Raw genomic sequence first — 14,327 nt, 5'->3', positions numbered from 1 at the left:
TTTGTCATGTCTTGGTGGATGCCGTCTCGGTGCTGGGCCGGCCGGGGCGCCCGGTCGGGGTCAGCAGGGCCGAGGCGGCGAACCGCAGCAGGGGCAGGTAGATCCGCACGGAGTCGGTGATCGACCCGAAGTGCGACGAGGCGTTGTCGGCCACGTACCTGGTGGCGATCGTGGTCTGCGCGATGGGCTGGCCGGCCCGGACGGCATACAGCAGGACGTTCATCTCGTACTCGAAGCGCTCGCCGGGGACCGTGAGCAACCAGTCGAGCAGGCCGTGCGGGTACGCCCGCAGCCCGGTCTGGGTGTCCCGCACGGGGCGACCGGTCGCGGCGCGGAACAGCAGCCGGGTGAGGCCGTTGCCGGCCCTGCTGCGCACCGGCACCTCGCCGTCGAACCGCCGTACGCCCAGCACCATCACGCCGGTCTCCTCGACGCGCCGGGCCACGCGCAGGACGTCGGCGACGCCGTGCTGGCCGTCGGCGTCGGCGCACACCACGTCGTGGCCCGGGCACGCGCGCGCCACGTGCCGGAACCCCGTCCTCAGGGCCACGCCCTTGCCCCGGTTCGTCCCGTGCCGCAGAACGGTGCAGCCGAGGTCACGCGCCTCGTCGAGGACCCGGGCGGACGCCGGTCCGCTGCCGTCGTCCACCACGACGACGTGGACGCCGGGAGCGGCGTCGCGCAGCTCGGCGACGAACTCGGGCAGGCGGGGACCCGGCTCGTACACCGGGGCGAGGACGATCACCGCCGCCCGCCCACGCCACACCCGGGTACGCCCGCGGCGGCGCCGCACCCGGCTCGTCCGCCCGAAGGACCGTCCATCCTGTCCACGTGACCTCCTCGACGTCGCCGCGACCGTCGTCCTCATCGAGGTCGATGCGGTAGCTCGGGAGCCTGTACCCCGTCGGCGGCCGTCCGTCACATGCTCCGCCGCGGCGGTTTCTCCGGACCTGGTCCGGGCGCGGGCACGCCCGCGTCGGCGGCACCCGGACCGGGTCGGGGCGGGACCACGGCGCGGTCTCCGCCCGCCGCGTCCCGGCGGCGGCATGCCAGCCGATCGACGCGGCGCATCGACGCCACCAGCCGGCGTTCCCGGCGCAGCAGGCCCGCCGCGTCGCGGGCCCCGAGGAACCACAGCCGGGACGCGATCCGGGCGGCCGGCTCGCGCCACCACCTCGGCAGCGCCTCCCCGCCGCGGGCGTGGACGTCGAGCAGCGCCCCGCCGCGCAGCCCGAGGGCCCGGCGGGCCAGATACCTGATCCGGGGCAGGTGCCAGGTGTGCGAGACGATGCCCAGCGGCTGCCCCGGGCCGAAGGCGTGCCCGTCGAGCAGACCGTCCTCGACGGTGTGCAGGAGATTCTCCAGCGTGCTGCGCGACCGCGTCTCGGCGCGCAGCTCCGCGTGCCGGTCGAGGCCGGCGGCGAGCGCCCGGCGCAGCATCAGGTCGCCCTCCCGCCACCCCTGCGGCGGGGGCTGGGCCCCCTCGGCGGCCTCCGCCCAGCCGCCGCTGAACACGATCCGGGGCGTCCGTCCCTGCCCGGCGGCGCGGGCGAAGGACGCCTCGTTCGCGGCGACGTATTCCACCGCGGCCTGCACGCGGGCGACGCTGGCCGGGGTGAGCGCCCAGGTGTCCCCGGAACGCAGCACGCCGCGGCCGAAGACCACGAGCACGGTGGCGGTCGGCGACGTGTGTCCTCCCCTCGGCGGCTTCCCCGGCAAGGGTAGCCACCCGCCCCGCACCCGCCGACGAAGCGGGACGGCCCGGCGATCGACGGTCCTCCGCAGAGGGTCGATCGCCGGGCCGCCCCGGTGGCGGGCCGGGCGGCCCGCCGGTCAGCCGGTCAGAGGCCGGCGGCGTGCGCGGCGGCGGTGCCGCCGACCACGGGCAGGACGACCTTGCTGCTCTTCAGCGCGACCCGCAGGTTCGCGGCGGTGGTGTCCGCCTGGCTGGAGTACTGCGGGTAGCTGGCCACGATGATCACGCCGATCCGGTGGCCGGGCTTGAAGACGTAGTCCTCCGGCAGCAGCGGGAAGCTGAAGTTGTACGACTCCCCCTGCACCAGCGGCACGGCGACGCGGATCGACTGCCGGTTCTGGGCGTCCATGACACCCTTGGTGACCAGCTCGTAGTCGGCCGTGGCCACCCGCTTCGCCGTCTGCTTGTAGCAGCCGTCGTCCGTCGGGCTGCTCTCGCCCCAGCAGTCCTCCGTGGTCAGGGTGATGATTCCCTCGCCGGAGGCCCGGTGCGCGACCCGCTCGTCGGTGCCGTAGTCGACCAGGATCGCCCCGAGGTTGGTGTCGGTCTGGTCGGCGGAGGCCCGCAGCTGCACGGTCGGGGTGCCGGAGATGTGCAGCGGCGCGGTGAGCGGCTCGGAGAGGAAGGCCAGCCGGTTGGGCTGCACCACGTCCGGGTTGAGGATCATGGTGTTCTGGCTCTGCGTGCGGCTGTCCTGGAACGCCCCGGTCGCCGGCTTCGTGGTCGGCACCAGCCCGAGGCCGCCCGCGCCGGTGGTGCCGGGCTGGAGGAACACCTCGGTGTCGGCCTTGCCGGGCACCGGCCAGTCGGCGTGGGTCTCCCACACGTCGGCGGACCGCTCCAGGTCCACCCGCGGCTCGTCCATGATGCCGTTGGCGACGCCCTGGAGCCAGAAGTCGAACCACCGGTGCAGCGTCGACACCCACACCGCGCGGCGCGAGTCGAACGGGTCGACGTGGCCCTCCTGGGACAGCCACAGCTTGCGCGGCACGTTGTTCTCCGCCAGGGCGTACCAGAACTTGCTGAAGTGGTCCGGCCGGACGTTGTCGTCGTTGAGGCCGTGGTAGAGCAGCACGCTGGCGGTGACGTTGGGGACCTTCTTGACGTAGCTGCGCTCGTTCCAGAAGGCGGTGTAGTCGCCGTGCTCGTCGCCGTCGGCGGCGGCCAGCGCGTCGCGCACCGGCTTGCAGTACTCCCGGCGCTCCGGGTTGGTGACCGTGTTGGCCAGCGACGCCACGTAGCTGTTGCCCCGGGTGACGACGCCGTTGCTGCGCACGTAGTCGTAGTACTCGGTCGGGCCGCTGATGGGCACGACCGTGGTCAGGCCCTTCACTCCGGTCACCGCCGTGGCCATGGCCAGCGAGCCGTCGTACGACTTGCCGATCATCCCCGTTTTGCCGTTGTGCCAGTCCGCCCTGACGACCTCACCCGCGGCGTTGCGGGCGGTGGCCCGGCCGTTGAGCCAGTTGATGGCCTGCTTGGCGCTCAGGTTGTCCTGGTTGGCGTTGGTGGTCGGGCAGCCGGTGGAGTTGTTGGTGCCGACCATGTCCAGCAGGATGACCGCGTAGCCGCGCGGCACGAAGTAGTTGTCGTAGAACAGCGGCCACTTGTCCAGCAGCCCGTCGCCGTCGAGGTCCGCCTTGCACTCGGACTCGTTGCCCCGGCAGACCGTCGAGTAGTAGGGGCTGGCGTCCATCACCACGGGCGCCTTGAGGCCGTTCGCGGTGGCCGCCGGCCGCATCAGGTCGAACGCGATGATGTCGCGCAGGCCGTCGTTGTCGCTGTCGAAGGTGGAGTCGATGAAGAGCCGTTCCCGGATGGCGTCGGCGTAGCCGAACACCGGCTGGGTGACGCCGTCCTGGACGACGATCGCCGGCGGGCCGTCCGCCGCCAGCGCCTGCGGCGCCGCGCCGAGGGCGGCGAGCACCGCCGCGGACAGTACGGCCACGCCTGTGCGCCAGCGCGTTCCCACTGTAGCCATGCAGTCTCCTTGAGGTCCGAGGCTGCGTACGCTACGAGCCGGCGACCGGCGTCACCACCTGCACATGTAGGAACTTCGCCGGGCGTGGTCCGACGGGTGGCCCCCTCGCCCGGGGGACGCGGTCAGTCCCGGTAGCCCCACTGCCGCAGCGGCTCGGCCAGGGCCCGCTCGACGGCCGCGAGCTGCTCGGGGCCCAGCTCGTCGTGGTACGCCACCCGCCGCCCGGCGGGGAACTCGTACCGCCCGAAGCCCCGCTCGAACGCCGGCGTCCAGTCCAGCCCGAGGAAGTCGAGCAATCGGGCCACCTCGGCGCGGGGGTCGGCGAGCAGGTCCTCGTAGCGGACGTCCAGCCACTGGCCGGGCGGGTGCGCGGCCCGGGCGTCGGCGAACGCCGCCATCAGCATCCTCCAGCCGAGCGCGGCGAGCACCGGGAAGGACCGGGCGGACTCCTCCCACTCCCGGCGCAGGTCGGCCGGCAGCGGCCCGAGGTACCAGTTGTCGGGGCCGCGCCAGCCGTCCCACCAGCCCATCTGGAGCCAGGAGTTGGTGACGGCCCGGCCGTCGCGGACCACGTTGACCACCCGCAGCCCGGGGTAGGCCGCCCGGAGGAACCCGGTGCGCGGCCAGCCGGTGACGTGGTGCACCAGCAGCGGGCAGCGCTGCCGCTCGATCCGGGCGTCGAAGAAGGCGCGCAGCCGCCGCGCCACGTGCGGGGTGAGGTCGTCGGCGGTCAGGTCCCGGCACGGGCGGGAGAAGCCGGACAGCACGTGCCGGTCCAGCAGTTGGTACGCCTCCGACGGGGCGACCCGCAGCCGCCCGCGTTCCAGCAGCCGGCGGCTGTGCCGCAGCGACGTCATGCCGGCCGGGCGGGGCGCCGACCGCCGGTACAGCGGCCCGTTGAACCGGCCGGTGAGGTTGAGCCGGGACAGCTTGTCGTCGACGCCGGAGACGAACCCCACGCCGGGATGCCGGGACAGCAGCTCCTGCACGAGGGTCGAGCCGCACCGCCCGGTGCCCACCACCACGGCCAACATCCCTCAGTCCTCCTCCTGCCGGGGTGCCACCGGGCCGCCCCGGCGCCACGGGTAGCCGAAGCGGCGAAGCCCCGGCGCGGTCAGCGCGGTCACCACGGCGTACGACCACCGGGACAGCCCGCTCCGCCACTCGACGTCGGCGGCGATCGGCACCGGGCCGGTGCGGTGCCGCGACGGGTTGCCGGCCACCGAGTGGGTGGGCGCCAGCCGCACCGTCGCGGGGCCGGTGAACGGGCCGGCGCGGGAACCGGTGAACGGGTCGGCGTCGGCGTCGGCGTCAGTGTCGGTGCAGGGGCCGGCGTCGGCGAACGCGGCGATCCGGCCCAGCGTCGCCTCCGGGTCGGCCGTCAGGTCCTCGTACCGTACCCGCAGGTAGCGGCCCGGGTCGCCGGCCCACAGCCGGGCCGTCAGCGTGTTCCAGACCAGCCACAGCAGGGCCGCCTTCCACACCGGAGGCCGGCTCATCAGCCGCTGGTCGGCCTCGCCGTCGAGCCCCCGGCGCCGCCGCCAGGAGAAGGCCGTGGCCCTCGGGTCGCGGACCAGGTGCAGCACCCGCAGCTCGACGCCGGGCAGCGCGCCGACCAGGGCCCCGTACGGCGGCAGCTTCGACGAGTCGACCACCACCCGCGCCCCGGCGTGCCGGGCCACGGCGGCGTACAGGCCGGCCAGCGCCGCGTCGTCGGGGTGCGCGGGCACCGCCCGCCGGCCGCTCCGGTGGCGGCGCAGCAGCGCGGGGACCCCGCGCAGGCGCAGCCGACCGCGCAGCCCGGCGGCGATCCCGCCGGCCCGGTCGACCGGCACGTCCCGGCGCACCGCGCGCCACACCGGACAGTCCCGGAACGGCAGGCCGCAGCCGCAGGGCCGGTTCTCCACCTCGCCGCGCTGCCACAGGTAGCGCAGCTCGCCGGCCGCGAAGAACCCGGCGTACTGGCCGAGGACGGTGGTGACCAGGGTGCTGCCGCTACGCCCGCTGCCGGCCAGGTAGAGCACCCGCACCGGGCGGGTCACGCCGGATCCCGCAGCGCCCGCGCGGCCGTCGCGTAGACCTCGCCCAGCCGGGCCAGGTGCGCCCGCGGCGAGAAGTCCCGCTCCACCCGGGACCGCCCGGCCAGGCCCATCCCGTGCGCCCGCGCCGGGTCGGCGAGGACGCCGCCCAGCGCGGCGGCCAGCGCGGCGGGGTCGTCGGCGGCGACCACCTCGCCGTCCACGCCGGGGGTGACCAGCTCGGGCAGCCCGCCCAGGTCGGTGGCGACCACGGGCACGCCGCAGGCGAACGCCTCCAGCACGGCCATCGGCTGGTTCTCGTTCCACCGCGACGGCACGGCCGCCACCGCCGCGGACCGGACCAGCGCGTGCAGCCGGGCCTTGTCCAGCCGCCCGTGGAACCGGACCCGGCCGGGCGCCCGCCGCCGCGCCAGCTCGGTCAGCCCAGCGCGGGCCGGGCCGTCGCCGGCCACGTCGAGCGACACCTCGGGCGGCAGCAGGGCGAGCGCCTCGACCAGCACGTCGACGCCCTTCTCGGCCGACAGCCGGCCGGCGAAGACCACCGGCCCGCCCGGGGCCGCCTTCACGGGCGTCACGGCGACGTCGACGAAGTGCGGCACCACGTGCATCCGGTCCGGGAAGACTCCCGCCCGGCGCATCACCCCCGCCAGGAACCGGCTGGGGCTGACGAACGCCTGCACCGGCCCGTACGCCTGGGTGGAGCGGTGCAGCCAGGACTCCACGGCCAGCAGGCCGCTGGCCGGCAGCGAGCCGTCCTTGCACCGGCGCCGGGCCGCCCGCAGCGGGCCGCCGGTCACGCAGGCGTCACACACCGCGCCCCGGTCCAGCATCTGGTAGCTGGGACAGGCCAGCTTGTAGTCGTGCAGCGTCATCACGCAGGGCACCCGCGCGGCCCGCGCCGCGGCCAGCACCGACGGCGAGAGCTGGTGGTAGATGTTGTGCAGGTGGACCACGTCGGGCCGGAAGTCGTCGATCACCCGGGCCAGGCCGCGCCGGCTGGCCGGGGACCAGATCATCCGGGCCGCCGCCGTCGCGCGCGGGCCGATCCCCGACGGCGCCGGGTCGAGCTCCACCAGCGGCGGGAAGTGCCGCGAGTACGGCAGTGGGGCGTCGTTGTCGGGGTGCGCCATGCCGAAGTACGCGACCTCGTCGCCCGCGCCCCGCTGCAGTGTGGCGACGTCGAGGAGGTAGCCCTCGGCGCCGCCGCGGCGGTAGAGGAACTTGTTGACGTGGAGGACACGCATCGGCCTGCTCCAGGGGTGGCCTGCTGAGTGGCCGATCAGGGGTGGGGAAGGGTGGGCACCGGGCAGCAGCGGTGACCAGGAGCCCCACGGTATGCAACCCGGGCGGACGAGTCCAGTCATGATCCCCAACTGACCACACGGCCATCAGGCGCTGGCCGCACGGCCACTTGGCCAGCCACGATGATCTGCCGGTAGCGTGTCCCCCGCCCCGACCGTCAGCCCGAGGAGGACCCGGTGGCCCACCAGGACGAGCCCTCTGCGTGGGCGTACACCGCCCGGCGGGTGGTGCGGCACCTGCGCTGGGCGCGCACCGAGGGGGTGCGGCGGCTCGTCGAGGAGGACCGGCTCGACCCGGTCCAGCGGGCCGGCACCGCGCTGGCGAAGTGGCGCTGGCGGCGGGCCCACCCGCAGCCGCCCGGCCGGGCGATGCCGGTGTACCTGGTCGGCCTGCAACGCTCCGGCACCAACATGCTGGCCCGAGGGCTGGACGCGGCACCGTCGTTCGAGGTGCGCAACGAGAACGACCGGCGGGTGTTCCACCGCTTCCGGCTGCGCTCCGACGCGGTGCTCATCGACGCCGTGCGCCGCAGCCGACACCGGCACGTGCTGGTCAAGCCGCTGTGCGACACGCACCGGGTGGACGAGCTGCTCGGGCTGGCCGGGCTGCGGCCCGGCCGGGCGCTGTGGGCGTACCGGGACGTCGACGACCGGGCCCGCTCCGAGGTGGCGAAGTTCGGCGACGCCAACCTGCGGGCGCTGCGGGCGATCGCCGACGGCACGATCGGCGACCGGTGGCAGGGGCAGCGCCTGGACGGGCCGGCCCGCGAGCTGATCGCCGGCTTCGACTACGACCGGATGACCCCGCACACCGCCGCCGCCCTGTTCTGGTACGTGCGCAACTCGCTGTTCTTCACCCTCGGCCTGGCCGACCGCGACGACACCCTGCTCTGCTCGTACGACGCGCTGGTGGCCGACCCGGCCGCGTACACGCGGCGGCTGTGCGCGTTCCTCGACCTGCCGTACGACCCGGCGCTGCACGGCCACATCGGAGCGCGCGCGCCCCGCCGGCCCCGGCTGGAGCTCGACGACCGGGTGCGGGCACTGTGCACCGAGCTGGCCGGGCGGCTGGACGCACGGGCCGGATTGGACCAGGCGGTGGGCCGTGGCTGACCCGGACGCCCCGCCGGCCGCCGACGGCCCGCAGGTCCCGCCGGCCGGCGAGGCCCCGCACGAGCCGCCGGCCGCCGACGGCCCGCAGCCGGACCGGGCGGCCCCGGAGGACGCCGGGCCCCGAGGGCCGATCTTCCTGGTCGGCTGCCAGCGGTCCGGGACGACGATGCTGCGCCTGGTGCTCGACTCGCACTCCCGGGTGTCCTGCGGCCCGGAGACCCGCTTCCTGGCCGACATGCAGCGCATCGTCGGCCGGGACTGGGAACGGCTGGCCCGCTTCGGGTTCCCCCGGGAGTACTGGCTGGGCCGCATCGCCGACTTCTTCGGCGGCGTCCACGCCGACTACGCCCGCTCCCGCGGCAAGACCCGCTGGGCGGACAAGACGCCCCTGTACGCGCTGTCGATCGGCTTCCTCGCCGAGGTGTTCCCGGACGCGCAGTTCGTGCACGTCATCCGGGACGGCCGGGACGTGGTCGTCTCCCACCGCAAGCGGTTCGGCTACTGGTCGGCGGTCAAGTGCGTGGTCAAGTGGCCCCGCTACATCCGCGTCGCCCGCGCGGCGGGCAGTCGGCTCCCCGCCGACCGATACCACGAACTGCGCTACGAGGACACCGTCGGCGACCCGGAGAAGGCCATGCGGTCGCTGTTCGAGTTCCTCGGCGAACCCTGGGAGGCCGGAGTGCTCGACTACGGCGGCAAGCAGCACGACGTGGCGGGCAAGTACACCGCCGAGGCGGACCGCCGGCGGGCCGCCGCGCGCACCGATGCCGCCATCTACGGCTCGCGGGTCGGCACGTACCGCCGGGAGCTGGACCCGTTCCTGCGGGTGCTGGTCCGCGTCTTCTCCGGCGCGACGCTGCGCGAGTTGGGGTACCGGTGACGCGCCGCCCCGCACGGCGGGTCCCGCTGCTGGCCGGCGCGCTGGCGCTCGCCCTGGCCGCCGGGGCGGCCTGCTCGGACGGCCCCTCCTCCCCCCCGCCCCGGCCGACCCCGTCGACGTCGGCCACCGGGTCGTCGGCCGGGCCGGGGCCGACGGCGGCCCCGGGGGTGCGGACCCCGTTCGGCGCGCACTGGGACTGGTCGCGGCATGAGTCGTTCGTGCCGTACCTGAAGCAGCTCTCCGGCTCGCCGACGTACCACGAGCTGAGCTGGTGCGACATCGAGAAGACCCAGGGCAGCCCGGACTTCTCGGCGGTGGACCGGATCGCCCGCGAGAGCCGGGGCCTCGGCATCACCCTGCACCTGAAGATCCGCACCGGGGTCTGCTGGGCCACCGGCGGCACCGCCCGGCACACCCGGGGCCAGGCGAACAAGACCGAGTCGGCGATGCCCCGGGACCTGGCCGCCTACCAGGGCTTCGTCCGGGACGTGGTGCGCCGCTACGCGCCCTACGGGGTGCGGGAGTACGCGATCGAGAACGAGGTCAACGCGCCGCAGTACTGGGCCGGCAGCCCGGCGGACTACCGGCGGCTGGTCACCTCGGCCGCGGAGGCGATCCGGTCGGCCGACCCGCAGGCGAGGGTGGTCGACTCCGGGATCAGCAGCGTGGCGTACGGGATGGGCGTCGCCGACCGGCTGGTGCGGGCCGGACGGCCGGACGAGGCCGTCGCCGCGTACCGGGCGTACTTCCCGCGCCGGGTCGGCACCCGGGGCCGGCAGATCCCGGCCGTGGACGGGCCGGAGCAGCTACGGACCGCCCTGGCCACCGAGCAGAACGCCCAGAACCTGGCCTTCCTCGCGGTCACCGAGGAACTGCTCGACGAGCGGATCGTCGACGTGCGGCAGCTGCACTTCTACGAGCACTTCGCCGGGGTGCCGGCGCTGCTGGACTACCTGCGGGAGCAGACCCCGGCCGGGGTGCCGGTCCAGGCGTGGGAAGTCGGCCAGTTCTGGCGCGACGGCGACGGCGACCCGGCCGGCCGGGCCGACGAGATGGTCAAGACGGTCGCCCAGCTCGTGGCCGGCGGCGTCGAGCAGGTGCTCTGGCTGCCGCTGGCGTACAACCCGAACAACCGGCAGGGCAGCGAGGTCCGCTACGGCCTGCTCGACCCGGACGGCACCGTGCGGCCGGCCGGGGTGAGGCTGGCCGGGCTGGCGCTCGCGGCCCAGGACGCGACGGCGGAGCCGGTGACCGCGAAAGGGCTGGCCGGGGTGGCGTTCCGGCGCGGCGAGCTGACCACGCTGGTGCTCTGGTCGGCCTCCGGCGGGAGCGTGTCGTTGCCGGCCGCGCCCGGCCTGGACAGCGGCCCGGTCGGCGCCGAGCCGCGACGGGCCGCCGGACCGGTCACCATCGGGGCGGAGCCGGTGCTGATCCGGTCCACCGGCGACCCCGCCGCGATCCTCGCCCCCGCCCGCTGACCAGCCCTCGCCGGCCGGCCCCGGCCCGCTGACCAGCCCTCGCCGGCCGGCCCCGCCCGCCGACCAGCCCCCGCCGGCCCACCCGGCGCGGCGGGCCGGGGTCACCAGGTGTGCGGCCAGCCGAGCAGGTCGGCGAGGCGGGCGTTGTGCGGGGCGAACCGGGCCGTCAGGTCGGCCCTCAGCTCGGCGGTGAGCTGGGAGGGGCCCCGGTCGGCCCGCCGGGTGTGCCGGGCGAAGGCGTCCGGCGTGAACGGCGCCAGCCCGAGGAACCGCAGGATGCCCGCGTACGTCGCCGTCGGGTCGGCGTACAGGTCCTCGCTGCGTGCCACGTGCAGCCGTTCCCGGGGCACGTGGGCGAACCAGCGGTCGAGCTGCTCGGCGTAGCGGCCCCGGGTGGCGTACGAGTGGTTACGCAGGGCCCGGTGGGCCGCCGGGGTGTCCGGCCCCCGGCGCAGCGCCGCCGCCAGTCGTCCCGGCTCGGCGGCGAGCGCGTCAGCGAAGGCCAGCGGCTCCCCGCCGAGCGAGCGGGTGTGCAGGTAGTGCGAGTAGGCCCGCTCGACGGGGTCGCGCAGCAGCGCCACGAACCGGGCCTCGGGCAGCAGCGCGGCCACCCGCGCCGGAACCGAGGGGTGGAACAGGTAGTAGGGGCTGGCCTCGAAGCTCTGCCGGCCGGGGGCGGCCGGCGGGAAGTGGGCCCGGTACCAGCGCTGCCCGCGCCCGGCGTGCAGGCTGAAGAACTGGAGCTCCTTGCCGGTGGCGGCCCGTACGTCGGGATGCGCGGCTAGGTAGTGGTGCAGCGACGTGGTGCCGCAACGTTGCCCACCGATGACGAGGAAGTCGGGCAGCGCGCCGACCGGGCCGGGCCGGGCCGCGCGGGCCCAGGCCCGGGTGCCGCGTACCGCCCGGCGCAGCCGATCCACCGCGGCCCGGCGGGGCCCGGCGCTCATCGGGCCACCCCGGCGTCGGCATCGGCGGTCGGCCTGCCGCCGCCGGCCGGTGCGCCGGGTGGGGGTGGCGTGGGGGCGCCGCGACCGCGCCGGCGCACCAGGGCCCGCAGCACCATGAGGTCCTCCCGGCCGAGCCCCAGCGCCAGGACGACCCCCAGGTAGACCGCCACGATCACCAACAGGCCGACGCCGAGCCGCCACGGCCAGCCCGGCAGCAGCCAGCGCACCAGCAGCCCGGCGAGCAGCGCCGCCGCGCCGGCGGCGATCCCCTTGACCATGCCCACGGTGAACGGCAGGGCGCCCACCAGCGCGCGGACCTGGAGCACCCGGGCGATGTTGACCACGATCAGCGACACGCTCCACGCCAGCGCCGCGCCGACGATGCCGTACGCCGGGATGAGCCAGAGGTTGAGCAGCATGTTGAGCACCAGGGCGGCCAGGTTGTCGGCCATGTTGACCGCCACCCGGCCGGACATGTTCAGCACCGTGCCGCACGGGCCGGTCGCCGCGTTGACGAGCTGCCCGAGGGCCAGGACCACGGTCACCGCCGCGCCGGCGGCGACCTCCCCGCCGAAGACCCGCAGCAGGTCGCCGGGGAGGACCAGCAACGCGACGAAGGCGGGCATGGACAGCCGGACCACCCAGCCCGTGGCCACCGCGTACACCCGGCGGACGTCGGCCAGCTCCCCCCGGTGGTGCAGGTGCGCGATGTACGGGCCGAACGCGGCGTTGATCGGCGCGAGCACGAAGATCGCGACGGTGACCAGCCGGGTGGCCACGTTGTAGACGCCGATCTGCGGGTTCGCGAAGAAGCCGAGCAGCAGGGTGTCGACCCAGATCAGCCCGGTCGAGGACAACGAGGACACCCAGCTCACGGTGGAGAAGCCGAAGAGCTGGCGGGGGCGGTACACCGGCCGGGCGGGCGGCACCCGACGGACCAGCCGGGCGAGCGCGACCAGGGCGAGCAGCGCGGCGGACCAGCCGGCGCCGACCAGCGCCCAGTACGCCCCGGTCAGGCCCGCGCCGGTGGCCAGGGCGAGCGCGGTGAGCAGCAGCCGGGTGCCCGGCTCGTAGAGCTGGCCGATGAAGGTGAACGGGCGCTGGGTCCGCCAGCCCCGGGTCGCCGCGAGGGCCGCCTCGCAGATCGTCGAGGCGGGCAGGGTCAGGGCCACCAGCCGCAGCCCGGTGGCCAGCCCGGGGTCGTGCAGCCGGGCGGCGAGCCACGGGGCGGCGAGCGCCAGGGCGGCGGCGAGGACGACCGACGAGGCGGCGGAGATGACCAGCCCCAGCCGGACCGTGCCGCGCAGCGCGGGCGCGTCGGAGTCCGCCAGGTGCACCGCCACGAACCGGGTCAGCCCGGCCCGGAAGCCGGACAGCGAGAGCAGCCCGGCCAGGGACAGCACTGCGTAGCACTGGGCGTACCGGCCGACCTCGCGGATGCCCAGCATCCGGGCCAGCAGCAGCATGATCAGGAAGACCGCGGCCTGGCTGAGCAGGGCACCGAGCAGGTTGAGGCCGCCGCCCCGGGCCATCCCCCGGACGTGCCGGTCGCCCTGCGGCTCCGCCTCGCCGTGCGGGGCGGTACCGGGCTGCGGGGCGGACGCCGCCGGCCGCCGGCCGCCCCGTGGAAAGGCCGGCTCCCTGCGCCGGTCCGGTTCGGCCGCCACGCCGCCCGCCTACCGGTGCCGCGACTCGGGCTCGGCGCCGGCGTCCCGCGGCGCGGGCGCGGCGGCCCGCCCGTTCGTGTCCGCCCGCCCGGTCGCCCCGTTGGCCCGCCCGTTCACTCCGGCAGGTCCGACCGCGTCCGCCCGCCCGTCCACCGCGGCAGGCCCCGTCCCCGCGCCCGGCTTCGTCGCCGAGGGCCGTTGCGCCGTCGTGGTCCGGCCGGCCGCAGCCGCGCGGCTGCGGGCGACCTGCTCCAGGACAGCCACCAGCAGCACGGCCAGCAGCAGGCCGGCACCGGCCACCGGCAGCACGAGACCGACCAGCGCCCGGCCCCGGGAGACCGGCTGGACCTCGCCGAGGCTGGTCACCTGGGTGGGGTCGGCGGCCTGGGCCTGGGCCCGGGCCTGCTGGAGGGCCTGCCGGGCGGAGGACAACGCGGTGCTGGCACCGTCCCGCTGCGCGAGCAGCGCCTGGTAGTCGGGCAGCTTCGGGCCGAGCCCGTCCAGCCGCTTCTGCCCGGCGGCGATCGCCCCGGCGGCGGCATCGGCGCCCCGGCTGTTGCCGACGGCCTGCATCTGCAACTGCTGCTGCCGCATGCTGGCGATCTCCTGCAGGGTCGCCTGGTAGAGCTTGTCCGGCTGGCTGACCTTGTTCGTCTTCTCCCAGTCGTTGATCGCCCGGGTGGCGGCAGTCAGCTCGTCGTTGGCCGCCCCCACCTCGCCGGTGGCGATGTTCACCTGGCTGGTGAACAGGAAGGACAGGGCTCGCTTCCCGGTCGCCGTGAGCACCGGGACCACCGTGGACCGGCTGGTCGCCGTGTAGGCCAGGGTGAGCTGGCTGCTCGCCCCGACCTGCTCGACCGTCAGCCCGTCGCGCAGGTCCCCCGCCGCGACGCCGGTGTCGGCCGACACCTGGTCGACCACCTGCGGGGAGGTCACGGCGGCGGCGAAGGCCGCCGCGAACTGGTTGGCCGCCTGCGTGCCGGTGTACTGCTGGGCCGCGGTGCCGCCGACCAGGGCCGGCGCCGCGACGTACGAGGTGGCCGTGTAGCGCTGAGGGCCGAGCAGGACGACCAGCGCGGCCACCGCCGTGGCGACCACCGGGACTCCGACCAGGACCCAGAGCCGACGCCGCGCGACCCGCAGATAGTCGACGATCTCCACCCTT

12 protein-coding genes are annotated in these 14,327 nt (G+C 75.6%); 3 read left to right on the top strand and 9 right to left on the bottom strand.

Features of this window, described 5'->3' with window-relative positions:
- Positions 1–4 precede the first annotated feature (4 nt).
- The 6 genes from GVV04_RS24880 to GVV04_RS24855 all read right to left on the bottom strand — a co-directional run bounded on the left by GVV04_RS24880 (position 5) and on the right by GVV04_RS24855 (position 7,020).
- Positions 5–793, bottom strand: coding sequence for a glycosyltransferase family 2 protein (locus tag GVV04_RS24880; RefSeq protein ID WP_328822558.1), 789 nt, complete (start codon positions 791–793; stop codon positions 5–7).
- Between the two features lie 125 nt (positions 794–918).
- Positions 919–1,665: a YdcF family protein gene (locus tag GVV04_RS24875; RefSeq protein ID WP_328822557.1), complete on the bottom strand. Its 747-nt coding sequence runs from the start codon at positions 1,663–1,665 to the stop codon at positions 919–921.
- A gap of 176 nt (positions 1,666–1,841) precedes the next feature.
- The gene (locus GVV04_RS24870) at positions 1,842–3,737 is read right to left on the bottom strand and encodes a CocE/NonD family hydrolase (protein ID WP_161690988.1); all 1,896 of its coding nucleotides are present in this window, start codon (positions 3,735–3,737) and stop codon (positions 1,842–1,844) included.
- Positions 3,738–3,859: 122 nt separating this feature from the next.
- On the bottom strand, positions 3,860–4,771 hold the full coding sequence (locus tag GVV04_RS24865; RefSeq protein WP_161690986.1) for a sulfotransferase family protein: 912 nt from the start codon (positions 4,769–4,771) through the stop codon (positions 3,860–3,862).
- A gap of 3 nt (positions 4,772–4,774) precedes the next feature.
- Positions 4,775–5,779 (bottom strand): sulfotransferase family protein, encoded by a 1,005-nt coding sequence (locus tag GVV04_RS24860; RefSeq protein WP_161690984.1) that lies wholly within the window; start codon positions 5,777–5,779, stop codon positions 4,775–4,777.
- Complete coding sequence (locus tag GVV04_RS24855) at positions 5,776–7,020, bottom strand: glycosyltransferase (RefSeq protein WP_161690982.1); 1,245 nt, start codon at positions 7,018–7,020, stop codon at positions 5,776–5,778. Before GVV04_RS24855 ends, GVV04_RS24860 begins: the two co-directional genes overlap by 4 nt.
- A 234-nt stretch (positions 7,021–7,254) precedes the next feature.
- Between GVV04_RS24855 and GVV04_RS24850 the strand changes: the two genes are divergently transcribed.
- Genes GVV04_RS24850 through GVV04_RS24840 form a run of 3 tightly spaced genes read left to right on the top strand, consistent with a single transcriptional unit; the run spans position 7,255 to position 10,548 of the window.
- The gene (locus tag GVV04_RS24850) at positions 7,255–8,190 is read left to right on the top strand and encodes a sulfotransferase (protein ID WP_161690980.1); all 936 of its coding nucleotides are present in this window, start codon (positions 7,255–7,257) and stop codon (positions 8,188–8,190) included.
- Positions 8,183–9,070, top strand: a complete 888-nt coding sequence (locus GVV04_RS24845) for a sulfotransferase family protein (RefSeq protein WP_161690978.1) — start codon at positions 8,183–8,185, stop codon at positions 9,068–9,070. The genes GVV04_RS24850 and GVV04_RS24845 overlap by 8 nt, the downstream gene beginning before the upstream one ends.
- Positions 9,067–10,548, top strand: a complete 1,482-nt coding sequence (locus tag GVV04_RS24840; RefSeq protein WP_161690976.1) for a hypothetical protein — start codon at positions 9,067–9,069, stop codon at positions 10,546–10,548. Before GVV04_RS24845 ends, GVV04_RS24840 begins: the two co-directional genes overlap by 4 nt.
- 101 nt (positions 10,549–10,649) lie before the next feature.
- Here GVV04_RS24840 and GVV04_RS24835 read toward each other — a convergent pair whose 3' ends face one another.
- Genes GVV04_RS24835 through GVV04_RS24825 form a run of 3 tightly spaced genes read right to left on the bottom strand, consistent with a single transcriptional unit; the run spans position 10,650 to position 14,323 of the window.
- A complete protein-coding gene (locus GVV04_RS24835; RefSeq protein WP_161690974.1) occupies positions 10,650–11,495 on the bottom strand; it encodes a sulfotransferase family protein in 846 nt (281 codons plus the stop codon).
- Positions 11,492–13,162 carry an oligosaccharide flippase family protein gene (locus GVV04_RS24830; protein ID WP_161690972.1) on the bottom strand — a complete coding sequence of 557 codons (1,671 nt, stop codon included), beginning with the start codon at positions 13,160–13,162 and terminating at the stop codon, positions 11,492–11,494. Before GVV04_RS24830 ends, GVV04_RS24835 begins: the two co-directional genes overlap by 4 nt.
- Positions 13,163–13,171: 9 nt before the next feature.
- Positions 13,172–14,323 carry a Wzz/FepE/Etk N-terminal domain-containing protein gene (locus GVV04_RS24825; RefSeq protein WP_161690970.1) on the bottom strand — a complete coding sequence of 384 codons (1,152 nt, stop codon included), beginning with the start codon at positions 14,321–14,323 and terminating at the stop codon, positions 13,172–13,174.
- Positions 14,324–14,327: the final 4 nt, after the last annotated feature.

Origin of the sequence: Micromonospora rubida (assembly GCF_009908295.1) — a bacterium.
GTDB lineage: Bacteria > Actinomycetota > Actinomycetes > Mycobacteriales > Micromonosporaceae > Micromonospora > Micromonospora rubida.
The sequence above is the reverse complement of the archived record's forward strand: the minus strand, read 5'-3'. Positions and strand labels throughout refer to the sequence as shown.